17 protein-coding genes and 1 riboswitch are annotated in these 22,121 nt (G+C 67.5%); of the genes, 8 read left to right on the forward strand and 9 right to left on the reverse strand.

Translation table 11 applies throughout. From position 1 onward, the window contains the following. A complete protein-coding gene (arcC, locus tag ACEZHJ_RS16205; protein WP_018716466.1) occupies positions 1-912 on the forward strand; it encodes a carbamate kinase in 912 nt (303 codons plus the stop codon). Between the two features lie 68 nt (positions 913-980). On the opposite strand, the gene ACEZHJ_RS16210 is transcribed toward arcC, so the two are convergent. The 3 genes from ACEZHJ_RS16210 to tkt form a co-directional block, all read right to left on the reverse strand. Next, a complete protein-coding gene (locus ACEZHJ_RS16210) occupies positions 981-2,159 on the reverse strand; it encodes a phosphoglycerate kinase (RefSeq protein ID WP_018716467.1) in 1,179 nt (392 codons plus the stop codon). 62 nt (positions 2,160-2,221) lie between these two features. Then, positions 2,222-3,232 carry a type I glyceraldehyde-3-phosphate dehydrogenase gene (gene gap, locus ACEZHJ_RS16215; protein WP_018716468.1) on the reverse strand — a complete coding sequence of 337 codons (1,011 nt, stop codon included), beginning with the start codon at positions 3,230-3,232 and terminating at the stop codon, positions 2,222-2,224. 25 nt (positions 3,233-3,257) lie between these two features. Further along, complete coding sequence (tkt, locus tag ACEZHJ_RS16220; protein ID WP_259199854.1) at positions 3,258-5,252, reverse strand: transketolase; 1,995 nt, start codon at positions 5,250-5,252, stop codon at positions 3,258-3,260. Between the two features lie 576 nt (positions 5,253-5,828). On the opposite strand from tkt, the gene ACEZHJ_RS16225 reads away from it, so the two are divergent. From ACEZHJ_RS16225 to ahcY, 4 genes are all read left to right on the forward strand, one after another. Continuing rightward, complete coding sequence (locus tag ACEZHJ_RS16225) at positions 5,829-6,638, forward strand: class I SAM-dependent methyltransferase (RefSeq protein WP_163140267.1); 810 nt, start codon at positions 5,829-5,831, stop codon at positions 6,636-6,638. Continuing rightward, on the forward strand, positions 6,638-7,477 hold the full coding sequence (locus ACEZHJ_RS16230) for a methyltransferase domain-containing protein (protein WP_018716471.1): 840 nt from the start codon (positions 6,638-6,640) through the stop codon (positions 7,475-7,477). The genes ACEZHJ_RS16225 and ACEZHJ_RS16230 overlap by 1 nt, the downstream gene beginning before the upstream one ends. 94 nt (positions 7,478-7,571) lie before the next feature. Next, the gene (gene metK / locus ACEZHJ_RS16235) at positions 7,572-8,735 is read left to right on the forward strand and encodes a methionine adenosyltransferase (RefSeq protein ID WP_026320849.1); all 1,164 of its coding nucleotides are present in this window, start codon (positions 7,572-7,574) and stop codon (positions 8,733-8,735) included. Between the two features lie 35 nt (positions 8,736-8,770). Then, a riboswitch (S-adenosyl-L-homocysteine riboswitch) is annotated at positions 8,771-8,858 on the forward strand. A gap of 13 nt (positions 8,859-8,871) precedes the next feature. Next, positions 8,872-10,287 (forward strand): adenosylhomocysteinase, encoded by a 1,416-nt coding sequence (gene ahcY / locus ACEZHJ_RS16240; protein WP_018716473.1) that lies wholly within the window; start codon positions 8,872-8,874, stop codon positions 10,285-10,287. Positions 10,288-10,459: 172 nt separating this feature from the next. Here ahcY and ACEZHJ_RS16245 read toward each other — a convergent pair whose 3' ends face one another. Further along, positions 10,460-11,497 carry a DUF4062 domain-containing protein gene (locus ACEZHJ_RS16245; RefSeq protein ID WP_163140275.1) on the reverse strand — a complete coding sequence of 346 codons (1,038 nt, stop codon included), beginning with the start codon at positions 11,495-11,497 and terminating at the stop codon, positions 10,460-10,462. Positions 11,498-12,125: 628 nt separating this feature from the next. On the opposite strand from ACEZHJ_RS16245, the gene ACEZHJ_RS16250 reads away from it, so the two are divergent. Next, complete coding sequence (locus tag ACEZHJ_RS16250) at positions 12,126-12,884, forward strand: hypothetical protein (RefSeq protein ID WP_375036706.1); 759 nt, start codon at positions 12,126-12,128, stop codon at positions 12,882-12,884. Here ACEZHJ_RS16250 and ACEZHJ_RS16255 read toward each other — a convergent pair. The 5 genes from ACEZHJ_RS16255 to ACEZHJ_RS16275 form a co-directional block, all read right to left on the reverse strand. Continuing rightward, positions 12,812-13,312, reverse strand: coding sequence for a DUF4411 family protein (locus tag ACEZHJ_RS16255; protein ID WP_163140279.1), 501 nt, complete (start codon positions 13,310-13,312; stop codon positions 12,812-12,814). The genes ACEZHJ_RS16250 and ACEZHJ_RS16255 overlap by 73 nt on opposite strands. Next, the gene (locus ACEZHJ_RS16260; protein ID WP_163140281.1) at positions 13,309-14,448 is read right to left on the reverse strand and encodes an XRE family transcriptional regulator; all 1,140 of its coding nucleotides are present in this window, start codon (positions 14,446-14,448) and stop codon (positions 13,309-13,311) included. Before ACEZHJ_RS16260 ends, ACEZHJ_RS16255 begins: the two co-directional genes overlap by 4 nt. A 141-nt stretch (positions 14,449-14,589) precedes the next feature. Beyond that, positions 14,590-15,630: a helix-turn-helix domain-containing protein gene (locus ACEZHJ_RS16265; RefSeq protein WP_375036707.1), complete on the reverse strand. Its 1,041-nt coding sequence runs from the start codon at positions 15,628-15,630 to the stop codon at positions 14,590-14,592. A gap of 392 nt (positions 15,631-16,022) precedes the next feature. After that, positions 16,023-17,303: a CmpA/NrtA family ABC transporter substrate-binding protein gene (locus tag ACEZHJ_RS16270; protein WP_375036708.1), complete on the reverse strand. Its 1,281-nt coding sequence runs from the start codon at positions 17,301-17,303 to the stop codon at positions 16,023-16,025. Positions 17,304-17,326: 23 nt separating this feature from the next. Continuing rightward, on the reverse strand, positions 17,327-17,887 hold the full coding sequence (locus ACEZHJ_RS16275) for an ANTAR domain-containing response regulator (RefSeq protein WP_375036709.1): 561 nt from the start codon (positions 17,885-17,887) through the stop codon (positions 17,327-17,329). A gap of 379 nt (positions 17,888-18,266) precedes the next feature. On the opposite strand from ACEZHJ_RS16275, the gene ACEZHJ_RS16280 reads away from it, so the two are divergent. Both ACEZHJ_RS16280 and nirB read left to right on the forward strand, forming a co-directional pair. Then, positions 18,267-19,616: an MFS transporter gene (locus ACEZHJ_RS16280; RefSeq protein ID WP_259199878.1), complete on the forward strand. Its 1,350-nt coding sequence runs from the start codon at positions 18,267-18,269 to the stop codon at positions 19,614-19,616. 65 nt (positions 19,617-19,681) lie between these two features. Beyond that, positions 19,682-22,120, forward strand: coding sequence for a nitrite reductase large subunit NirB (gene nirB, locus ACEZHJ_RS16285; protein ID WP_375036710.1), 2,439 nt, complete (start codon positions 19,682-19,684; stop codon positions 22,118-22,120). The last annotated feature ends 1 nt before the right edge of the window (position 22,121 follow it).

A 22,121-nucleotide genomic window follows, 5' to 3' on the forward strand; every position in this document is an offset into this window, starting at 1 on the left:
ATGCTGGTGGTGACCGCTCTGGGCGGCAACGCCCTGCTCGAACGCGGCGAGCCGCTAACCGCGGAGACCCAGCGCGCCAACGTCCGCCACGCCGCCGAGGCACTGGCCGGTATCGTCCGCGCCGGTCACGACCTCGTCATCACCCACGGCAACGGGCCCCAGGTGGGCCTGCTCGCCCTGCAGGGCGCGGCCTACAAGCCCGACGAGGCGTACCCTCTCGATGTCCTCGGGGCCGAGACCGAGGGCATGATCGGCTACATGATCGAGCAGGAACTGGAGAACATCCTGGATCACGACCGGCCGGTCGCGACGCTGCTGACACAGGTCGTCGTCGACGGCCATGACCCCGCCTTCGCCAGGCCGACCAAGTTCGTCGGGCCGGTCTACGACCGGGACGAGGCCGAGACCCGCGCGCAGGCTGCCGGCTGGTCGATCGCCCCGGACGGCGATAAGTGGCGGCGGGTCGTGCCCTCGCCCCGGCCGGTGGAGATCCCCGACCTTCGGGTGCTGCAGCTGCTCCTGGACCAGGGGGTGATCGTGATCTGCACGGGCGGCGGCGGCATTCCCGTCGTCCGCCGGGCGGACGGCGGGCTGGTCGGTATCGAGGCCGTGATCGACAAGGACGCGGCCAGCGCCCTGCTGGCACGGCAGCTCGGCGCCGATGCGCTGCTGATGCTGACCGACGTCGACGGGGTCTACCGGGGATTCGGCACCGACGGCGCCGAAAGGCTGGAACGGCTCACCGCCGCCGAGGCCCGCGCACTGGAACTGCCGGAGGGCTCGATGGCCCCCAAGGTCCGGGCAGCGTGCGAATTCGCCGAATCCGGCGGCCTCGCCGGCATCGGCCGCCTCCAGGACGCCGTCGCCATCCTCGAGGGCCGGGGCGGCACACAGATCCGCCCGGACACGTAGTCACCGCCCGCACCGGGGCGTCAGCCGGGTGGAGGCACCGGCCGGACCCAACGCCGTACCCGGCGTGGTCAGCCGGCCCGGGCCTCCAGCGCGGCGACGGCGGGCAGGGTCCGGCCCTCCAGGAATTCGAGGAAGGCACCGCCGCCGGTGGAGATGTAGGAGAGTTCATCACCGACGCCATAACGGGCGATGGCGGCCAGGGTGTCGCCGCCGCCGGCGATGGAGAACGCCGGGCTCGCCGCGATCGCCCGGGCCAGGGCCTCGGTGCCGTGGCCGAACTGCTCGTACTCGAACACGCCCACCGGCCCGTTCCAGACGATGGTGCCCGCGTCGCCCAGGTAGCCGGCGTAGCGCTTCGCCGTCTCCGGGCCGATGTCCAGGATCATCTCGCCCTCGGCCACCTCGGCCACCGGCTTCACGGTGGCGGCGGCACCCTCGGAGAGCTCGCCGGCCACGACCACATCCGTGGGCACGGGGATCTCACTGCCGCGCGCCCGCGCCGTCTCCATCAGCCGCCGGGCCTCGTCCACCAGGTCGGCCTCGTAGAGCGAGTCGCCCACCGGATGACCCGCCGCGGCGATAAAGGTGTTGGCGATGCCGCCGCCGACGATGAGCTGGTCCACCCGGGGCGCCAGTCGCTCCAGGACGGTGAGCTTGGTGGAGACCTTGGAGCCGCCGACGATCGCGACCATCGGCCGTGCCGGATGCTCCAGTGCCTTGCCGAGGGCGTCCAGCTCGGCGGCCAGCAGCGGTCCGGCGCAGGCCTCGGGGGCGAAGCGGGCGACGCCGTGGGTCGAGGCCTGGGCGCGGTGGGCGGTGCCGAAGGCATCCATGACGTAGACGTCGCACAACGCGGCCATGCGCCGGGCCAGGTCCTCGTCGTCCGCCTTCTCGCCGGCGAGAAAGCGGACGTTCTCGCAGAGTACGAGCTCGCCGGGGTCGACCTCGACACCGTCGATCCAGTCCCGCTCCACGCGCACCGGCCGGCCCAGCAGCTCGCCGAGCCGCGCGGCCACCGGGGCCATGGAATCCGCCTCGCTGAACACGCCCTCCGTGGGACGGCCGCGATGGCTGACCACCATCACCCGCGCCCCGGCGGCCAGCGCCCCCTCCATGGTGGGCAGCGAGGCACGGATGCGGGTGTCGTCGGTGACCACGCCGTCCCGTACGGGGACGTTGAGGTCCTCGCGAATGAGCACGCGCCGGCCGGCGAGCTCGAGATCCTCCATTCGCTTGACCGCGGCCATGCTTGCTACTCCCTGTCCGGATTCATGTCGGCATCCGCGCCTCGCCCGGCGCGGGTCGTAAGCTAGCGCCCCGCCATCAGCTCCGCGACGTCGAGCATCCGGTTGGCGAAGCCCCATTCGTTGTCGTACCAGGCACAGACCTTGACCAGCCGCCCGCCCGTGACCCGCGTGAGCGCCGTGTCCACGATGGCCGAACGGGGGTCGTGCATGAAGTCGGAGGACACCAGCGGCTCGTCGCTCACGCCCAGCACGCCCGCGAGCGCCCCCTCGGCGGCGTCGCGGAGCACCCGGTTGACGGCATCCACGTCCGTTTCCTGCGCGGCGAAGAAGGTGAAATCCACCATCGAGACGTTGATCGTCGGCACGCGCACGGCGTAACCGTCCAGCCGGCCGGCGAGCGCCGGCAGCACCCGCTCCACCGCCCGGGTCGCCCCGGTGCTCGTGGGTATCTGGTTCACCGCGGCCGCGCGGGCGCGCCGCGGGTCCTTGTGATAGACGTCGCTCAGGACCTGGTCGTTGGTATAGGCGTGGATCGTGCACATCTGCCCGCTCTCCACGCCGAAGGCCTCGTGCAGGGGCAGGACCAGGGGCGCCAGGCAGTTGGTCGTGCACGAGGCGTTGGAGACGATGCGTTCGTCGCCGCGGAGGCTGTCGTGGTTGACGCCGTAGACCACGGTCGCATCCACGTCATCCCCACCCGGCGCGGAGATCAGCACCCGCGACGCACCGGCATCGAGGTGGGCCGAGGCCTTCTCGCGGCCGGCGAAACGGCCGGTGCACTCCATCACCAGGTCCACCCCGAGGTCGCCCCAGGGCAGCCGGGCCGGGTCCCGTTCGCCGAGCATGCGCACGGCCTCGCCGTTGACCGTCAGCGCGTCCCCGGCGAGCGTCACGGCCCCCGGAAAGGGCCCGTGGGCGGTGTCGTGGCGCATCAGGTGCGCGTTGACGGAGGGCTCGCCCAGGTCGTTGACGGCCACCACGCGCAGCCGGTCGCTGCGTCCGGACTCGTAGAGCGCGCGCAGTACCGCGCGCCCGATGCGGCCGAAGCCGTTGATACCGATGGTGACCGCCATGGCCTCCCCTCCCTGACGGAGCGCCTCACAGCTGGGCGCGCGTGGCCTCCAAGACCGCGTCCGCGGTGATCCCGAAGTGCTCGTAGACGGCGCCGCCGGGGGCGGACTCGCCGAAGTTATCGACGCCGATCACCCGCCCGGTGGCCCCGACGAGACGCCACCAGGGATCCGGCAGCCCGGCCTCCACGGCAACCCGGGCGGTCACCGCCGACGGCAGGACCGTCTCGCGGTAGTCCGCCGGCTGGGCCAGGAAGAGGTCCATGCACGGCATGGAGACCACCCGCACACGGCGGCCCTCCTCGGCCAGGCGCGCCGCGGCGGCCGTCGCCAGCTCGACCTCGGAGCCGCTGGCGACGAGGATCGCCTCCGGCGTGCCGGCGCAGTCGCGCAGGACATAGCCGCCGCGCCGGATATCGGCGAGCTGGCCGGCATCCCGGGGCTGGTGCGCGGTCTTCTGGCGCGAGAGCGCCAGCGCGGAAGGCCCGTCGGTGCGCTCCAGCGCCGCCTGCCACGCGGCCATGGTCTCGGGCACGTCGCAGGGGCGCCACACCGCCAGGTTCGGGATCAGACGCAGGCTCGCCAGGTGCTCAACGGGCTGATGGGTCGGGCCGTCCTCACCCAGGCCGATGGAGTCGTGGGTGAACACGAACACGTTGCGCTGCTTCATCAGCGCGGCCATGCGCACGGCATTGCGGGCGTAATCGGAGAACACCAGGAAGGTGCCACCATAGGGCACGAACCCGCCGTGCAGGGCGATGCCGTTCATCGCCGCCGCCATGCCGAACTCGCGCACGCCGTAGAAGACGTAGTTGCCGTCGCCGTCGGCGGCGGTCACCGGCGTGCAGTCCGCCCACCAGGTGTTGTTGGAGCCCGTGAGATCGGCGGAGCCGCCGAGGAGCTCCGGCATGTACGGCCCGACGGCATTGAGCGCGGCCTGCGAGGCCTTGCGCGTGGCCATCGAGTCGCCGGCCTCCTGGGCCTGGGCGATGGCCGCCTCCAGGTGCCCGGCCAGGCGCTCGGGCAGCTCGCCGGCCATGCGCCGGCGGAAGTCCCGGGCGAGCTCGGGATGAGCGGCCTCGTACGCGGCGAAGGTCTCGCGCCACTGCGCCTCGGCGCGCTCGCCCTCACTCCGGGCGTCCCAGCCGGCGTAGACGGTATCCGGCACCTCGAACGGGCCGTACTCCCAGCCGAGGAACTCGCGGGTCGCCTGGATCTCGTCGTCGCCGAGCGGTGCGCCGTGCACCCCGTGGGTGCCGCAGACGTTGGGCGCACCGAAGCCGATGACCGTCTTGGCGCAGATCAGCGAGGGCCGGTCGGTGACCGAGCGCGCCTCCTCGAAGGCCCGCCGCACGGCCTCGGCGTCGTGGCCGTCGACATCGCGCACGACGTGCCAGCCGTAGGCCTCGAAACGCGTGGGGGTGTCGTCGGTGAACCAGCCCTCGACCTTGCCGTCGATGGAGATGCCGTTGTCGTCGTACACCCCGATGAGCTTGCCGAGCCCGAGGGTGCCCGCGAGCGAGCAGGACTCGTGGGAGACGCCCTCCATCAGGCAGCCGTCACCGAGGAACACGTAGGTGTGGTGGTCGACGATGGTATGGCCCGGGCGATTGAACTGCGCCGCCAGGACCTTCTCCGCCAGCGCCATGCCCACCGCGTTGGCGAGCCCCTGTCCCAGCGGACCGGTGGTGGTCTCGACGCCGGGGGTGTAGCCCACCTCCGGGTGCCCCGGGGTGCGTGAGTTCAGCTGGCGGAACGACTTGAGGTCCTCCAGCGACAGATCGTAGCCCGACAGGTGCAGCAGCGCGTACTGGAGCATCGAGCCGTGCCCGTTGGAGAGCACGAAGCGGTCGCGGTTGACCCAGTGCGGATTGCCCGGATTGTGGCGGAGGAAGTCGTTCCAGAGCACCTCCGCGATATCGGCCATGCCCATGGGCGCCCCCGGATGCCCGGAGTTGGCGCGCTGCACGGCGTCCATGGCCAGGGCACGGATGGCGTTCGCGAGTTCGCGGCGAGAAGGCATGCGGTGAGGTCTCCCGGATCAGCTGGTGGCGCAGGGCCGGCGCCCGCCAGGCTCCGCGCCGGCGCACGCCGCAGGGCGGTAATTCTCGCCAAGTTCCCGCAATGTGGCAAGCCAACGCCGGGTGCCGACAAGCGGCGCAGGGACCGGCGGCAAAAGGCCCGGCGCGGGGCGCGCCGGGCCCGGGTAACCACATCGTCACGAAATCACCTTTGAAATTCATGACGTCCTGAACCACCATGTAGTGAATTCATAACGAACATGTCCCCGCTTCAGGCTGCAGGGCGGCTCGATGAACGCCGCTTATGGGTCTACACGTCGGCGGGGGCTTTAGGCGATAAGCCGTCTCTTCCGGCCACCGGCCGGCCAGCGAAAGAGCCAGCAGCGACAGGGACGACGTGGCGCGTGAACGTGCCGCGGTGAGGCAGCACAACGGGCGCTCCCCCCGTAGCGGGGACGGGCATGCCCGTCTGCCGAGCGCAACGACGAACACGTGGAGACCGAGTCCCCGGACCGGGGGCGGCCGGCGCCGCCCCGCGCGGACCGGGATTTCAACCGTCCACAGGAAGGGCCACGACCATGGCGACACAAGAGAAGCAGGACTTCGGGAACAACCCGATAGAGGTGAGGGAAAGCGAACACTATCAGCAGGAGTACATCGAGGGCTTCGTCGACAAGTGGGACGAGCTCATCGACTGGGACAGCCGCGCCGAGAGCGAGGGCGACTTCTTCATCGACCTGCTGCGCGAGCGCGGCGTGAAGAGCGTGCTCGACGTCGCCACCGGCACCGGCTTCCACTCCGTGCGCCTGCTCGAGGCCGGCTTCGAGGTCGTCAGCTGCGACGGCAGCCCCGAGATGCTCGCCAAGGCCTTCGAGAACGGCCGGCAGCGTGGCCACATCCTGCGCACGGTGCAGGTGGACTGGCGCTGGCTGAACCGCGACATCCACTGCCACTACGACGCGGTGATCTGTCTCGGGAACTCCTTCACCCACCTGTTCTCCGAGCACGACCGGCGCAAGGCCCTGGCCGAGTTCTACGCCACACTCAAGCACGACGGCGTGCTGATCCTCGATCAGCGCAACTACGACGCCATCCTCGACGTCGGCTACTCCAGCAAGCACACCTTCTACTACTGCGGCGACCACGTCTCGGTCCACCCCGAGCACATGGACGACGGTCTCGCCCGGTTCAAGTACGAGTTCAACGACGGCTCCGTCTACCACCTCAACATGTTCCCGCTGCGCAAGGAGTACACGCGTCGGCTCATGCACGAGGTCGGTTTCCAGCACATCGACACCTACGGCGACTTCCAGGAGACCTACCGGGAGACGGAGCCGGACTTTTTCGTCCACGTCGCCGAGAAAAGCTATGAACAGGAGGACGCGTAATGGCTGCGACCTACACGGCAGCGGTTGAGACCGCGCGCGAGTACTACAACAGCGACGACGCCGATAACTTCTACTACACGGTATGGGGTGGCGAGGACATCCACATCGGGCTGTACAACAGCTCCGAGGAGCCGGTCTACGACGCCAGCCGGCGCACCGTCGCACGCATGGCCGAGAAGCTGCCGAAGATCGACGCGGAGACCCGCGTGCTCGATGTCGGCGCCGGCTACAGCGGCTCCGCGCGCTACCTCGCCAGGACCTACGGCTGCCACGTGACCGCGCTCAACCTCTCCGAGAAGGAGAACGAGCGGGCCCGGCAGAAGAATCGCGAGCAGGGCGTGGACCACCTCGTGGAGGTCATCGACGGCAGCTTCGAGGACCTGCCCTTCGACGACGCGAGCTTTGACGTGATCTGGTCCCAGGACGCGATCCTCCACAGCGGCGACCGTCCCAAGGTCCTGCGCGAGGTCGCGCGGGTGCTGCGCCCGGGCGGGCACTTCGTGTTCACCGACCCGATGCAGACGGACGACTGCCCGGAGGGCGTGCTCGATCCGATCTACGCGCGCATCCACCTCGAGACCCTCGGCTCCCCCGGCTTCTACCGCCGCGAGCTCAAGGGCCTCGGCTTCGAGGAGGTGGACTTCGAGGATCACACCGAGATGGTCGCGACCCATTACGGGCGCATCCTCAAGGCGCTCACCGAGCACGAGGCCGATGTGGGCAAGCGGGTCAGCAAGGACTACATCAAGCGGATGAAGACCGGCCTGCAGCACTGGGTCGACGGCGGCCACAAGGGCTACCTGGCCTGGGGTATCTTCGTCTTCCGCAAGGCGGACTGAGAATAGATCGCCGCGGGGCCCGGACGGCCCCGCGTTCGTTTCAACGGGCAAGGACCGTTAGAATGCCCGGTTCACCCATGACAGAGAGTGATTCATGAGCAAGAAGTATCTCTTTACCTCGGAATCCGTTTCTGAAGGCCACCCGGACAAGATGTGCGACCAGATCTCCGATGCGATTCTGGACGCCTACCTCGCCCAGGACCCGAAGGCGCGCGTCGCCGCCGAGTCCGTCGCCCAGACGGGCATGGTGCTGATCGCCGGCGAGACCAAGTCCTCGGCCACCGTGGACATCGAGAAGATCGTGCGCGACACGGTCGCCGAGATCGGCTACGACAGCTCCGAGAAGGGCTTCGACTACGCCACCTGCGCGGTGCTCAACGCGCTCGGCGCACAGTCCGAGGACATCAACCAGGGCGTCGACCGCAGCCGCCCGGAGGATCAGGGCGCCGGCGACCAGGGCCTGATGTTCGGCTACGCGTGCAACGAGACCGACACCCTCATGCCCGCGCCGATCGACTTCGCCCACCGCCTGGTGCGCAAGCACTCGGAGCTGCGCAAGAACGGCACGCTCCCCTGGCTGCGTCCCGACGCCAAGAGCCAGGTCACCTTTGCCTACGACGACGCCGGCCGGGTCACGGGCTGTGACGCCGTGGTGCTGTCCACCCAGCACGACGACGACATCACCCAGGAGCAGATCCACGAGGCGGTGATGGAGCACATCGTCAAGCCGGTGCTGCCGTCCGAGTGGCTGCACGGCGACACGAAGTTCCACATCAACCCGACCGGGCGGTTCGTCACCGGCGGCCCCCTCGGTGACTGCGGCCTGACCGGGCGCAAGATCATCGTCGACACCTACGGCGGCATGGCCCGTCACGGTGGTGGCGCGTTCTCCGGCAAGGACCCGTCCAAGGTCGACCGTTCCGCCGCCTATGCGGCACGCTACGTGGCCAAGAACGTCGTCGCCGCCGGTCTCGCCGACAAGTGCGAGGTCCAGCTCTCCTACGCCATCGGCGTGGCCGAGCCGACCTCCGTGATGCTCGAGACCTTCGGCACCGGCAAGATCGACAACAGCCAGCTCACCGACATCGTCCGTGAGATCTTCGATCTGCGCCCGTTCGGCATCCTCAAGATGCTCGACCTGGAGCGTCCGATCTACGCCGGCACCGCCGCCTACGGGCACTTCGGCCGCGTGGACATCGACCTCCCCTGGGAGAAGACCGACAAGGCCGACGCGCTTCGTCAGGCCGGCGGCAAGTAAGCACGACAACGCCCATGCCCTTTAAGGGCACGTCCGTTGCCGAGGAGCGCTGCAACCCCCGAAGCATCGTGGGGGCCAGGCTCGGCGGACGGACGCGACATTCGACAACGGCGCTCGGTGACCAACGGAGTGAACCATGAACGCAGTCGTGGACAACACCCGCACCGACCACCACGTTGCCGATCTCGCCCTTGCCGACTGGGGTCGCAAGGAGATCGCTATCGCCGAGACCGAGATGCCCGGTCTCATGGCGCTGCAGGAGAAGTACGGCAAGGAAAAGCCCCTCAAGGGCGCGAAGATCGCCGGCTCCCTGCACATGACCATCCAGACCGCCGTGCTCATCGAGACACTGGTCGAGCTGGGTGCCGAGGTCCGCTGGGCCTCCTGCAACATCTACTCCACCCAGGACCATGCCGCCGCGGCCATCGCCGACCAGGGCATCCCGGTGTTCGCCTACAAGGGCGAGAGCATGGAAGAGTACTGGGAGTTCACCCACCGAATCCTGGACTGGCCGAACGAGGACGGTCCGAACCTGATCCTGGACGACGGTGGCGACGCGACCGGCGTGGTCATGGTCGGCGCCAAGGCCGAGCAGGACCCCTCCATCCTCGACAACCCGAGCAACGAGGAGGAGCGCGCCCTCTTCCCCGCGATCAAGAAGCGGCTCGAGGAGCGCCCGGGCTTCTACACCCGCATCAAGGAGCAGATCCGCGGGGTCAGTGAGGAGACCACCACCGGCGTCAACCGTCTCTATCAGATCGCCCGTGACGAGGGCCTGCCCTTCCCGGCGATCAACGTGAACGACTCGGTGACCAAGTCCAAGTTCGACAACCTCTATGGTTGCCGCGAGTCGCTGGCCGACGGCATCAAGCGCGCCACCGACGTGATGGTCGCCGGCAAGACCGCCGTGGTCGCCGGCTACGGTGACGTCGGCAAGGGCTCCGCGCAGAGCCTCAAGGGCCTCGGCGCCCAGGTCTGGGTCACCGAGATCGACCCCATCTGCGCGCTGCAGGCCGCGATGGAGGGCTTCCGCGTGGTGACCATGGACTACGCCGCGGACAAGGCGGACATCTTCGTCACCGCCACCGGCAACTACCAGGTCATCACCCACGAGCACATGAAGGCCATGAAGAACGAGGCCATCGTGTGCAACATCGGGCACTTCGACAACGAGATCGACGTGGCCTCCCTCCAGCAGTACGAGTGGGACGAGATCAAGCCGCAGGTCGACCATATCGTCTTCCCCGACGGCAAGAAGATCATCCTGCTCGCCCAGGGCCGGCTGGTGAACCTGGGCTGCGGCACGGGCCACCCGAGCTTCGTGATGTCCAACAGCTTCTCCAACCAGGTGCTCGCGCAGATGGCGCTGCACGCCAACAAGGGCGAGTACGAGAAGGAGGTGTACATCCTGCCGAAGCACCTCGACGAGGAGGTCGCCCGGCTGCACCTGGAGAAGATCGGAGCCGATCTCACCGAGCTCAGCAACGAGCAGGCGGCCTACATCGGCGTCTCCAAGGAGGGGCCGTACAAGCCGGAGCACTACCGCTACTGATCCCGTAGCGGCTGCTCACGAGCCAGAGAGGGCGCGGCATCGGCCGCGCCCTTTTTCTTTGGTTCATCGCGAAGCAGCGACAAACACCGCCCGCTCCCCACCGCCGCCATGCCTCCCGGACGATTACGGGTTGCTTCGAGCAAACAAGCTACTACTGACCGTGCGCTTCGGTTCAACGAAGGTATCGTTGTAGTCGTCCGATTGCTTGCTCTACCCATTCCCGATAGCCGGCTTCTGTCAACGGCATTAGTCGACGAGCCACGAAAGCTTCTTCCTTGCCGAACATCTTCATGGCCATGCCAGAGGTGTTCTCGGCTGGCGGCTCCTCGACTCGAACGTTCGCAACGTTGTAGAGCCCGACACCTGACCATACGCTGTTCGCGTCGGCGAATCCGACTGCACCCGAACACAGTTGCCGGATTCTTGATGGCGCAGCGAAGTAGGAACTGAAGAACCATCCTTCTCGCTCTATGGTGGGACTGAACAGCAGGACGACCAATCCATCCTCAAACCGATAATAGTAGCTCTTCCCAGAGACCAGGCCGGTATAGTCCCGATCGGTCAGCGGCTCATAGCCTTCGCGCATTTGCGCTAGAGATGCTTCGCACATCTGTGAGAAGACACGGTCAAGCCGAGACTCTTCACGGACGATATCGACGTCTCGCACCGGCTGCGGCCAGAACACGACCGCCAAGACAGGATGGTCGTCTTCAGTAATGACGCGCCTAAGGGCGTGATTTGCTATTTCCTCGAACTGACTCTTTGGCGCCGCGTGGTCTGCAGCCTCCAATTGTCTTAGCGCCTTTATCAACTGGTCCTTCAGCTGCTCCGGTGTATGAAAAGCAGTGCGGAAGAAACCCTGATGGAAGTCTTCGACTTCCTCCCGAAACGCCTGTTGAGCCGGTTCCATCTCAACGCCTTCTTGAACGAAGGCCAATACTGGTTTACCCAGATCACGGGCGGCGCGGAATTCCTGCTGAGTCACCGAGACGCCTGGCTCGGCCTCAAAGCCGAACCGCTCGCCTAGCAGGAGCACGTAGACGTCGGAGTCTTCCACCTCCCTGATGCACGCCTGTTGCGATGAATAGGGACGTGCGGCGAAATCCTCGCACATGATCGGCCGGTGCTCCATGAGGCCAATGGCGCCGCGGCTCGCTCGCCGATAATCCTCGAAGCCTTGGACGACGGAGCTGACGAAAATCTTCTTCATATTCCGAGTGCGTACCACCGTATGGATTTGGAACTAATGCTTAGAAACGTGATTTTGCCGTCCAACGTACGATAGCAGCCATTGGGACGACCACCGGGGCAGCGTGTCCAACGTCGGATTGGTCCACTGCGCGAGGACGGCAATCGCCACTCCAATGGCGATTGATCCCGTCGTCGGAGCATTCGCACCTTGGTTTTGCGCGATGTCCGTATAGCTTCTTCTGACCGGTAGTGCCGTCTCCGCCTCAGAGCAAATTCAGCAACTGGCGGAGGAACGTAACTACGTTTCCGCCCATGAAGTTATGCTCATTCCAGCCTCGGCCTGACAGAGTTCAAGGCGTTAGATAAGAGCGCCCTCAGCCGGTTCGGTCCCAAGTCTTACAGGGTGTGGGAGATAAAGCCTTGCAGCCACGAAATATGCAGAGCAACAGGGCCTGGACCAAGGGCACGAGACCACAAAGGTCTGGTATCACCTTCAACAGGTTGGAACCTGACCGGCCGCTTCGGATCGAGATACGGTGTCGGGATGGTGATCATTTCACTTAGGCCGTAGTCGCTGATTGGCGGGAGCTTCACGTCACCCGTTCCAGCGGCACGCGCATCCCTAACTTTGCCGCAGTGCGGTAACCATGGCCGCCATGGCGACGCCGGATCCCAACCGACAAGATGCTCTCGTGCGAAGGGCGGCCTTCGATTGGCTCGAGGCCCAGACCGCTCGACACGGGGACGTTCTGCCCCGAGGTCTACCCTCCCAGGGCTTCGAGTGGCACGGCCAGCGCGTGCCACTGGTTGGGCCGGCCGGCATCTTCAAGCCCAGGGTCCTTCCGGAGATCCCGCTGACGATCACGACGGCACCTGACGGCCCGTACGAGGATACGTTCGGCGACGAGCATCGCCTGCTCTGCCGCTACCACGGCACCGATCTGAATCACCGTGACAACCGGGGGCTGCGGGAAGCCATGCACCGGCGGACACCTCTGATCTATCTCTTCGGACTGATTCCGGGCCGTTACCTCGCCGTCTGGCCGGTCTTTGTCGTGGGCGACAATCCTGACAAGCTCACTTTCACCGTCATGGCGGACGCCCAGGACACGATCACGGACTCGCTCGCGCGGGGCGCCGACCGGGAGATACGGGACGAACCGGAGGAACCGCGCCGACGGTACATCACGGCGACCATACAGCGACGACTGCACCAGCGCAGTTTCCGCGAGCCAGTGCTGAGCGCCTACCGGGAGCGCTGTGCGCTGTGCCGTCTCCGCTATCGTGAGCTACTGGACGCGAGCCACATCATCCCGGATAGCCCATCACCTCGCTACCTATCGAGAACCAGCCGTGCTTCCAGCAAATCCATGAGGTCGTATGTGTTGCGGTACGGGACGCGGTAGACCTCGCAGAGGTTCGGGACCTTCACCTTCTTGCTGTTCGCCGCAACCCTGGTTTCCTGCGTAATGACCTCGGCGCCACAGGCTATTGCCTTTGCTATCAGCCATGGGTCCGCACCGTCCAGAAACGTAGTCGTGTGCGGCTCTGCGAACACATCGTGGGTCATGACGAAGTTGGCGATGTCGGCAAACGCCGTCTGGGTGGCTTCGTCGTCGACCGGCACAAAGACATCGCGCCGCTCTTTGACCCAGTCTGAGAGTTGGTCCTTGCCGGCCTCCAGCTCGTCGCGCACAGGGCGGAAACTGCCGACTGCACCATTGTGGAAGTGCAGATCGAGCCAGTCCCAGAAGCCGGGCACGATGTGCATGCGGTAGTGAAAGTTCTTGGCCTGTATATAGGTGTTGGCGTCCAGCAGATACGAAAAACTCACAGCCCCAGCTCCCTCCTCGCGAAGTCGGCGAGCTTGTGGGGCCGTATACCGGTGAGCCGGTGGGCATCGCGTAGCAGCAGCCGGCCGCTGAGTGCTTCACTGGCGACCGCCTGGGCAAAGCGCGTGCTGATTCTGGCGCGCTGCAGACGATGGAAGCTCGGCTGACCCTGGCGATTGCCGTCACGGCGCTCCGCCAGCTTCTGCTGCACATAGGCACGGTACTCATCCTCCGAGATCAGGTTCAGCTCCCGTGCGCGCCGGGCGATCACCCACTGGCTAACGTGGAATCGGGCGGCCAGCGCCGGCAGGTTCTGACGCCATTCCTGATCGGGCTCCCATAACGGCCGGAACTCCACTTCCGGCACGAGGAACTCGGCGGCGACGGCATTGCAGAGCTTCTCGGCCCGGTGCGGCGTCGCGGGCTCACCGTCGGAGATGCCGGACTCGCCGAGCCAGATATGCGCCAGCTCATGGATCAGCGTGAACAGCCGGGCTTCCTCGCAGTCCGCGGTATTGACGAAGATGACCGGTGCGTAGCGGTCCGCAATTGCAAAGCCGCGGAACTCGCCGACATCCAGCGGACGGCTGGTGTTGGTCCCGACCATGCTGTTGCGCATCACCATGATGCCCAGGGATTCAATGCGCTCCACCAGGCTGCGGAAGTATTCTTCCCAGGTGCCGCGTTCCGGGTGCGCCGGAACACCCAGGTGATCGCGCATGTCGCGCACAACCTCGTCCACGGCTGCTCCGCTGCCCATGGAAGCGACCACGGCCACCGGGTCGGCATCCCGGTCCTGTTGATATTCCCGATACCAGAGCTGGCGCTGTATGACTTCCCGTAGGGTGTCCCGCAGGTCTGCGCTGATCCCTTGGGGTTTGTGATCACCCACTGTCCGCAGGTCCGGTATGGGAAGTTCTTCCTGAGGCGGTTCGCGCAGAAACAGGTAGCCGAACGGCACATGGGTGTGCCGCGCAAGGTTCTGTGCCTGGCGGAAGGTCGGGCGCCTATCACCTTCCTCCCAGGCCTCGACCTTGTCGTCCTTGACGTGCAGCTTCCGCGCGAGCGCGGACACGCTCAGTCCCGCGCGTTCACGCGCCCAGCCGAGCATCTGCGGTGTGATGTGGGCCTGTGCCATTGGCGTGATTCCGGTTCGCCCCGGTGTCAGTCAGCGTTTGACGCTGGAACACGTTCCATGTTCGCGGCGGCTACTGTTTGCTGACCATTCTCGGGCACGCGTTGCCGTGCCGACAAGCGGAGCTGCAGCATGGCACGCCGATCAGGCGGTACACTCCGAATGGAACTGCATGAGCGGCTTGCCCATGAGCTCCGCGGCCTTGGACTCGCCGATCAGGTCTTCCGCCAGGGCGCGGTAGACAAGCTGCTCGAAGACGCGCGGCTGCTCGCCCGGGTAGTCGCCGAAGGGTTCCTTTTTGAGCCATCCGCGTGCCTTGAATTCCTGGCGCAGGCGCTTGTAAGTCTGATCCGGGATGATGCCCAGGTCCCGGGCGCGGTGCAGCCACCCGGCCATGCTCAGACCGTACTCCTGTTTGAGCAGCCACAGCTCCCGCGGCTCAAGCCAATGCCGCTTGTCGCCCAGGGCTCGCCGTGCGGCCTGCTCCGGCACCAGGAACGCCCCGGCGAACCGGTTGGCGGCCAGCTCCATGTCCAGATCCTTTGCCAGCCGGCCTTCAAGCACCAAGTGACCGAGCTCGTGTGCCAACGTGAAGCGCTGACGGTCGCCAGGCCAATCTTCGCCCAGAATAATCACCGGATTGCCCCGCACCAGGGCCGCGAGGCCGTCGAAATGCTCGTCGTGCGGTATCGACGTGCGGAAAACACGAATGCCGTGTTCCTCGCAGGTGTCGATCAGCTCCGGAATGGGGTTAACGCCGAGTCCCCAGGCCTCGCGTAAGTCCGCGGCCGCGCGCTCGACATCCACGTACGTATCGATCCGGTCTGCCAGTGCCCGCGGGACCCGGAACTCGCCGACTGGAAGCACGGGAAGGACCGCTTCCAGCTCCAGAAAGCGCTCGAGCTTCTCCTTGACGTCCGCCTTGATGCGGTCCAGCAACCGATTGGGGGCCGTGTGATGCTTGCGGTACCCCTGCATCTCCAGCTCGACGTGTTCCGGCCGCAGGAAGTACTCGACACGCACGTTCAGCGCGTCTGCCAGGGACAGCAAGACTGTCGAGGACGGCGTCGCCTTGCCGTTCTCGTATTTCGACACGGCCATAGCGGAAATCTGTGCGCGCTCGGCCAGAGCGCGTTGCGACAGCCCGGCCGCATGACGTGCCTGCTTGATCCGGTCACCGATCATGGTCGCCCCCGGTTTACAAAACTATGCTTCCAATTTGAATATTGTAAACCAAACAGCCACGACATGTCCCTGGCGACAGACGGGCACGGCGCAACAACATGGCAACGAACCCTCCCACAGACGGCGGCTTGGCGCGGACGTCGTCCCACCGGGTAACTCGACTACTCCTGGGGAACCGGCTACGCGGGGCAAAGGGCGGGGCTGCCTGCGATGCCGATTCCGGAGATGCCGAGGCCTTCCCGCATGCGGGAACGCAACGCGTGTGACGAGGCGCCCGGCACGTATGCCCTGTGGGCATTTGGGGCTCGTGTGACCGCCCTGGCCGGAGTGTATTTGCTCCAGCCGCTCCCTGATAATGGACTGCCGGGAGCCCCAAGCGGTGCCCCCCGAACTCAGACCCCGTCCGCGCCGACGCCGGGGCCGCGCAGGCACGCGGCCGGGTCCTTCGGGTCGAAATGCGCCCCGTCGAAGAAGCGGTCCGCGCCCATGGGGATCGGTGCCGTCGCCGTCTCCAGCTGCCAACCCCCGGCGTGGACGCCCTCCTCTTTCCAGTCCGCCTGCGGGGCGGGCAGGCCAAGGTCCGCGGCCGCCTCGCGGTAGAGGTCCGGGCGGTACGTCCGTGCCACCGCCTCGTCGACGGCGGCATCCATGTCGAGCTGTCCCCAGCGTTCCATCTGCATGGCGAACCACAGCCCGTGGGAGCGCCACGGGAAGTTCGCCGCGTAACGCGAGAACACGGTGAAGTCCGGGATCCTGCGCGGCCGCGCGGCGATGCCATCGCGGAACTCGCCGCCGAGGGTCGCGGCGAGGACGTCCTCGTCGACGCCCACGTACTCCGGACGTGCGAGCAGCCGGGCGGCGCTGCGGCGGTTGGCGCCGTCCGCGTCCAGCCAGCGGCAGGCGTGGAGCAGCGCCCTCAGGACCGCGCGGTGGGTGGCGGGATGGCGCTGCGCCCAGTCCTCGGTCACCGCGAAGACCTTCTCGGGACCGTTGTTCCAGATCTCGTAGCTCGAGATTAGGCTGCAGCCCACGCCGCGGGCGACGGCGAAGCCGTTCCACGGCTCGCCGGCGCAGAAGCCGTCGATGCGGCCCTCCTCCAGGTTGGCGGCGACGAACTGCGGCGGGATCACGATCAGGCGCACGTCCCGGTCCGGGTCGATCCCCGCCGAGGCCAGCCAGTAGCGGAGCTGGTAGGTGTGACCGGAGACCGGGAACACCGTCGCGAAGGTCAGCGGCCCCGCCCCCTGCCGCCGGTCCGCCTCGATCACCCGGCGCAGGGCGTGGGCGGTGATCGGCCGCCGCGCCATCGCCTCCGGGTCGGTATGGCAGAGACGCTCGTAGAGGCGGCGGGAGACGGTCACCGCGTTGCCGTTGAGGTTCAGGGTCAGGGCCGTGACCATGGGCTTGCGCGGGCTCACCACACCGAGCGTGCCGGCCAGGGGCATGGGGCCGAGCATCTGCGCGCCGTCCAGGGCACCGAGCTGGACCTTGTCCCGCACGTTCGCCCATGAGGCCTCGCGGGTGATGGTCACGTCCAGCCCCTGCTCGGCGAAGAAGCCCATCTCCCGCGCCACGACCAGCGGCGCGCAGTCGCTCAGCGGAATGATCCCGAGGCGCAGCTCCCGCTTCTCCGGCGGGGCGCCGGCCCCCGTTTGCCCTGATCCTGATGACATCGTGGTCCTCCCTTCGCCGTCGCTTACCCGAGCAGCTCGCAGGCCAGCTCGTAGAGACTGAGGCGCCGGTCCATGGCCATCTTGCGCAGGCGCTGGTAGGCGGCCTCCTCGCCGATGCCCTGGCGCTCCATGAGCAGGCATTTGGCGCGGTCCACCGCCTTGCGCTGCTCCAGGCTCTGCTGCACCCGCCCGAGCTCCGAGCGCAACGCGTCATGGGCCTGGAAGTGCGCGATGGCGACGTTCACCAGCGAGCGTACGGTCGCCGGGGCCAGGCCGTCGACCACGTAGGCGCTGACCCCGGCCCGCGCCGCCTCCAGGCTGACCTGCGGGTCGTCCTGATCGGCGAGCATGACGATGGGGCGCGGGAAGCGCCGGCCGAGCTGGGCGAGGTGCTCCAGGGTGTCCCGGCTGGGCAGCTCGGCGTCGACGATCACGGCGTCCGGGGCGAGCTCGGTCATGCGCGCGTAGAGGTCGTCGCGCTCGTCCACGCTCGCCACGACCTCGAAGCCCGCGTCGGTGAGCGCCTGTTCCAGCGCCCGCGAACGTCTGTCCTTGGTGTCTATGAGCAGGATGCGTGCGGCCATTGCCTGCCCCGTGACAGCGGATAGTCCATGCCCTGAAACCAGCAACTGTCATGCCACATTGGCCGGGGGACCCGCACCCCGCGGTGTGGCGCCGGCCACGGCCCGCCGGCACTGCGCGACATGACCCGGCAGCACCCGGATCTGCCCCGCTGCAGTGCAACATTGCACCACGACGAAGCGTCACCCCGGTACGTCAGATGGGGCAATTCCTAACAAAAAACCAAAAAACAATTACTTACATAAGTGGCACGACCGTTGCAACCTTCAGGGCGACGTGGACCAGGCCTGCCTGACGGTGGGTACGAGTGCGTCGATCAACGCCCTTCAACGGCGAGGGGCCGATCGTCCGTCATTCGTACCGAACAACCGGGGTAGCGTCATGGAGCTGCGTAACAAGGCAACGAAGATCAATCTCTTCGACCTCCGGTCCGTGCAGACACGGACCTTCCATCTCACCTGGCTGGCCTTCCACCTGTGTTTCTTCGGGTGGTTCGGCATCGCCCCGCTGATGGCGGTGGTGCGCGACGACCTGAACCTCACCAAATCCCAGGTCGGTTCCACCATCATCGCGTCGGTCGCCATCACCGTGCTGGTGCGGCTGCTCATCGGCCCGCTGTGCGACAAGTTCGGGCCGCGGCGCACCTACGCCTGGCTGCTGTGCCTGGGCTCGCTGCCGGTCATGGCCATCGGCCTGGCGGACAGCTACGAGAGTTTCCTGCTCGCGCGACTTGCCATCGGCGCCATCGGTGCGTCGTTCGTCATCACCCAGTACCACACCTCGGTGATGTTCGCGCCCAACGTGGTGGGCACGGCCAACGCTACCACCGCCGGGTGGGGCAACCTCGGCGGCGGCACCACCCAGATCGTCATGCCGCTGGTCTTCTCCGCGGTGCTGATGTTCGGTGTCAGCGAGGCGGTGGGCTGGCGCGCGGCGATGGTGCTGCCCGGCGTGGTGCTCTTCGTCATGGGCCTCGCCTACTACCGCTTCACCCAGGACGCCCCGGACGGCGACTACCGCGAGCTTCGTGCCCGGGGGCTGATCCCCGAGGCCCGCAACGAGCACAGCGCCAGCGGCAGCTTCCTGGTCGCCGCACGGGATCCGCGGGTGTGGGCGCTGTTCGTGGTCTACGCCGCCTGCTTCGGCGTGGAGCTGACCATCAACAACATCGCCGCACTGTACTTCTTCGACAACTTCGAGCTCGGCCTCGCCACGGCCGGCTTCATCGCCGGACTGTTCGGGCTGATGAACATCTTCGCCCGGACCCTCGGCGGCATCTTCTCCGACCGCTTCGCCCGTGCCGCGGGCCTGCGCGGGCGGGTGCGGTGGCTGTTCATCGCACTGTTCTGCGAGGGCCTGGCACTGATCGCCTTCTCGCAGATGGCGGTGCTCGCCGCCGCGGTGGCGACCCTGGTGGTGTTCAGCCTGTTCACCCAGATGTCCGAGGGCGCCACCTACGGGCTGGTGCCGTTCATGCACAAGAAGGCGCTCGGGGCCGTCTCGGGCATCGTCGGCGCCGGCGGCAACGCCGGTGCGGTGGCCGCCGGCTTTCTCTTCCGCACCGAGGGCCTGACCTACGGCCAGGGACTGCTCTACCTGGGCATCGCGGTGCTCGCGTGCTCGTTCTTCGCCTTCGCCGTGCGCTTCTCGCCGGAGACCCTGGCGGAGGAGGACCGCGCCTTCAGCGCCGCCGCCGCGGGCGACGAGTCCGTCGCCCCCGCCACCGCCTGAACCCCATCGCAGACACGGCAACGGGGCGGCGGCACTACCGCCGCCCCACTGAACGAGGTTCCGTCATGAGTGAACGACTCGTCGTCATCGGCAACGGCATGGCCGGCATCCGCACGGTGGAAGAGCTGCTCAAGCTCGACGACAGCCGCTACGAGATCACCGTCTTCGGTGCCGAGCCCCACGTGAACTACAACCGCATCATGCTCTCGCCGGTGCTCGCCGGCGAGAAAACCCTCTCGGACATCGTGCTCAACGACCGCGAGTGGTACGCCGACAACGGCATCACCCTGCATACCGGCGATCCGGTCGAGCGCATCGAGCGCGGGCGACGGCGGATCGTTTCCGCCAGCGGCCGGGAGACGCCCTACGACCGGCTGCTGCTCGCCACCGGCTCGACCCCGTTCGTGCTGCCGGTGCCCGGCAACGACCTCCCCGGTGTGGTCAGCTTCCGCGACATCGGCGATGTGGAAACCATGCTGGAGGCCGCCCGCCGCCACCGCCACGCGGTGGTCATCGGCGGTGGCCTGCTGGGGCTGGAGGCGGCCAACGGCCTGATGAAACAGGGCATGTCCGTCACCGTGGTGCACATCGCCGACAGCCTCATGGAGCGCCAGCTCGACCGCCCCGCCTCGGGACTGCTCCGGGACACGCTCATCGAGCGCGGCCTGGACTTCCGCATGGAGGCGGTCACCGAGCGCATCCTCGGACGCCGACGGGTAAGCGGGGTGCGCTTCGAGGACGGCACCGAGGTCCGGGCGGACCTGGTGGTGATGGCCGCCGGCATCCGCCCCAACACGGCCCTGGCCCGGGACGCCGGCCTGCACTGCGAGCGCGGCGTGGTGGTGCACGACACCATGCAGACCTTCGATCCGCGCATCTACGCGGTCGGCGAGTGCGTCGAGCACCGCAAGGCCACGTACGGACTGGTCGCGCCGATCTGGGAGCAGGCCCGGGTCTGCGCCAATCACCTGGCCCAGCACCAGATCGGACGCTACGAGGGCTCGGTGGTCTCGACCCAGCTCAAGGTGACCGGCATCGATCTGTTCTCCGCCGGCGACTACGAGGGCGGCGAGGACACCGAGGACATCGTCCTCCAGGACCCGCGGCGCGGCGTCTACCGCAAGCTCGTCGTCCGTGACGACCGCCTGCAGGGCGCCGTGCTGTACGGCGACACCGACGACGGCCCGTGGTACTTCGACCTGATCAAACGCGGCGAGGACATCTCGGAGATCCGCGAGCGGCTGATCTTCGGCCGCGCCCACGCCGAGGGCGGCGGCGATAGCGCCGGCGGACGCGCCGCACTGATGGGCGACGACGAACAGGTCTGCGACTGCAACGGGGTATGCAAGGGCGCCATCGTCGCCGCGGTCCGCGACGACGGGCTGACCAGCCCGGCTGCGGTGATGAAGGCCACCAAGGCCGGCACCTCCTGCGGCTCGTGCAAGTCCCTGGTCGGCGACATCGTCGCCCTCGCCGCCGGCGCCGACGCGGTGACCGAGGACAAGCCGACCCTGTGCGAGTGCACGGCACTCTCCCACGACGAGGTCCGCGAGGCCATCCGCGAGCGCCACCTCACCTCCCCCGCGGCGGTCCGCGAGGCCCTGGGCTGGCAGGAACCGGACGGCTGCTCCAAGTGCCGGCCGGCGCTCAACTACTACTGCATCAGCACCTTCCCGGCCGAGGCCCGGGACGACGCGCAGTCGCGGTTCATCAACGAGCGCGCCCACGCCAACATCCAGAAGGACGGCACCTACTCCGTGGTCCCGCGGATGTACGGCGGCATCACCAACCCGCAGGAGCTGCGCGCCATCGCGGACGTCGCCGAGAAGTTCGAGGTGCCGACCGTGAAGGTCACCGGCGGCCAGCGCATCGACCTGCTGGGGGTGAAGAAGGCCGACCTGCCCGCGGTCTGGCGCGAGCTGCGCGAGCGCGCGGGCCTGGAGTCCGGCCATGCCTACGGCAAGGCGCTGCGCACCGTGAAGACCTGCGTGGGCCGGGAGTGGTGCCGCTTCGGCACCCAGGACTCCACCACCATGGGCATCGAGCTCGAACGCATGGCCGCCGGCTCCTGGACCCCGCACAAGGTGAAGATGGCGGTCTCCGGCTGCCCGCGTAACTGCGCCGAGTCCACCATCAAGGACTTCGGCGTGATCGCCAACGACAGCGGCTGGGAGCTGGTGGTCGGCGGCAACGGCGGCACGAAGCTGCGCGCCGCCGAGGTCCTCTGCCGGGTCACCGGCCACGAAGCGGTGCTCGAACACGCCGCGGCCTTCCTGCAGATCTACCGCGAGGAGGCGCGTTACCTGGAGCGGACCGCCCACTGGATCGACCGCGTGGGCCTCGACTACGTCCGCTCACGGGTCGTCGACGACGCCGACGGCCGGCGCCAGGCCCACGAGCGCTTCCTGGAGTCCCAGCGGCACACCCAGGTGGACCCGTGGGCACCCCGCTCCGACGCCAGCGCCCCGGACCCGGAGTTCCGCGCCCTCCGGGCGACGGGCTGAA

Origin of the sequence: Arhodomonas sp. KWT2 (assembly GCF_041949875.1) — a bacterium.
Lineage (GTDB): Bacteria > Pseudomonadota > Gammaproteobacteria > Nitrococcales > Nitrococcaceae > Arhodomonas > Arhodomonas aquaeolei.

Bases quoted from the DNA above. Each gene is read 5' to 3' on its own strand.
- arcC (WP_018716466.1), top strand. From the start codon at position 1: ATGCTGGTGGTGACCGCTCTGGGCGGCAACGCCCTGCTCGAACGCGGC.
- ACEZHJ_RS16210 (WP_018716467.1), bottom strand. From the start codon at position 2,159: ATGGCCGCGGTCAAGCGAATGGAGGATCTCGAGCTCGCCGGCCGGCGC.
- gap (WP_018716468.1), bottom strand. From the start codon at position 3,232: ATGGCGGTCACCATCGGTATCAACGGCTTCGGCCGCATCGGGCGCGCG.
- tkt (WP_259199854.1), bottom strand. From the start codon at position 5,252: ATGCCTTCTCGCCGCGAACTCGCGAACGCCATCCGTGCCCTGGCCATG.
- ACEZHJ_RS16225 (WP_163140267.1), top strand. From the start codon at position 5,829: ATGGCGACACAAGAGAAGCAGGACTTCGGGAACAACCCGATAGAGGTG.
- ACEZHJ_RS16230 (WP_018716471.1), top strand. From the start codon at position 6,638: ATGGCTGCGACCTACACGGCAGCGGTTGAGACCGCGCGCGAGTACTAC.
- metK (WP_026320849.1), top strand. From the start codon at position 7,572: ATGAGCAAGAAGTATCTCTTTACCTCGGAATCCGTTTCTGAAGGCCAC.
- ahcY (WP_018716473.1), top strand. From the start codon at position 8,872: ATGAACGCAGTCGTGGACAACACCCGCACCGACCACCACGTTGCCGAT.
- ACEZHJ_RS16245 (WP_163140275.1), bottom strand. From the start codon at position 11,497: ATGAAGAAGATTTTCGTCAGCTCCGTCGTCCAAGGCTTCGAGGATTAT.
- ACEZHJ_RS16250 (WP_375036706.1), top strand. From the start codon at position 12,126: ATGGCCGCCATGGCGACGCCGGATCCCAACCGACAAGATGCTCTCGTG.
- ACEZHJ_RS16260 (WP_163140281.1), bottom strand. From the start codon at position 14,448: ATGGCACAGGCCCACATCACACCGCAGATGCTCGGCTGGGCGCGTGAA.
- ACEZHJ_RS16265 (WP_375036707.1), bottom strand. From the start codon at position 15,630: ATGATCGGTGACCGGATCAAGCAGGCACGTCATGCGGCCGGGCTGTCG.
- ACEZHJ_RS16270 (WP_375036708.1), bottom strand. From the start codon at position 17,303: ATGTCATCAGGATCAGGGCAAACGGGGGCCGGCGCCCCGCCGGAGAAG.
- ACEZHJ_RS16275 (WP_375036709.1), bottom strand. From the start codon at position 17,887: ATGGCCGCACGCATCCTGCTCATAGACACCAAGGACAGACGTTCGCGG.
- ACEZHJ_RS16280 (WP_259199878.1), top strand. From the start codon at position 18,267: ATGGAGCTGCGTAACAAGGCAACGAAGATCAATCTCTTCGACCTCCGG.
- nirB (WP_375036710.1), top strand. From the start codon at position 19,682: ATGAGTGAACGACTCGTCGTCATCGGCAACGGCATGGCCGGCATCCGC.